Genomic DNA, 970 nt, shown 5'->3' on the forward strand with positions numbered 1-970 from the left:
TTGAGTTATCTAAAAAACAAAATGAAAGGCAAGTAAAAAAAGATAAATTATTAGATATTAACTTAAAAACTAAAAAGTGGATATTTATAATTTTATTAATAAATTTAATCATTACTATACTTGTGAATCTTATATCAAACCAAATAGGTAAGAAATATAAAAACCCAAGGATTGACCAATTAGAGAAGATACAATTAGAGCTCTCAAAAGACTTGGATTCTTTAAAGAACCAAATACAAGTAAAACCCATTTTGAATCAACCCAAGAAATAAATTTTTTAAAAATCATAAGCTATGAAAAGTGAAATAAATGAATTACTACTTAAAGACATTTACGTTAGAATTTCCAAAATGATAGACGATGGAATGTCGATAGAAAAACATGAATTAATTAGCAGTATTGAAAAACTAAAAACATTTGACATCTTAATAAATAACAGTTACTTTGAAACATCTTTATTAAATATTAAGAAAGAATTAAAACCAGAATTAAATAATATTATTTTAAAATACCACAGTGGAAATTACAATTACGAGAACAAAATAAATTACTCATTAGTTAATCACTATATAGAAAACAATGGTTATTTAATTTTATCAAGTATTTTAATGGAAATACTATCGACTAAACAATTTTAGTTTCTATATTCCATTGAGTTCTTAATAAATCATCTATGAATTGCCAAAATCCATCTTTATTTAATACAATAAGTTTAGGTTTTGTTTTCGTTTTTTTTAATTCTAATTCTATTTCAAACCAATAGTCTAACCAAGTAGTTTTTTGTTGTAATTTTAAAATAGATTTATCAAAAGGAATTAAATTTATTGACCAATGATTTTGATTTTTAACAATTAAATCTGACATAATATTGAATTTAAACAAAATTTAATAAAACGTATGCCAACACTGCATAAAATTAATTTGCTGGTTTTAGCATACTTATGAAAGTTCGTGTCGCCTTTCTTTTTTG

3 protein-coding genes are annotated in these 970 nt (G+C 22.6%); 2 read left to right on the forward strand and 1 reads right to left on the reverse strand.

Going from position 1 to position 970, the window contains the following annotated elements; genetic code table 11:
- The coding region (locus tag ES044_RS19130) for a hypothetical protein (protein WP_223813572.1) at positions 1 to 272 on the forward strand (272 nt) is incomplete at its 5' end.
- Positions 273 to 350: 78 nt separating this feature from the next.
- Positions 351 to 638 (forward strand): hypothetical protein, encoded by a 288-nt coding sequence (locus tag ES044_RS18305; protein ID WP_147120725.1) that lies wholly within the window; start codon positions 351 to 353, stop codon positions 636 to 638.
- Here ES044_RS18305 and ES044_RS18310 read toward each other — a convergent pair.
- Positions 625 to 864, reverse strand: coding sequence for a hypothetical protein (locus ES044_RS18310; RefSeq protein WP_147120724.1), 240 nt, complete (start codon positions 862 to 864; stop codon positions 625 to 627). The two genes, ES044_RS18305 and ES044_RS18310, sit on opposite strands and share 14 nt — an antisense overlap.
- Positions 865 to 970: the final 106 nt, after the last annotated feature.

The organism is Polaribacter sp. IC066 (assembly GCF_007997085.1).
Lineage (GTDB): Bacteria > Bacteroidota > Bacteroidia > Flavobacteriales > Flavobacteriaceae > Polaribacter.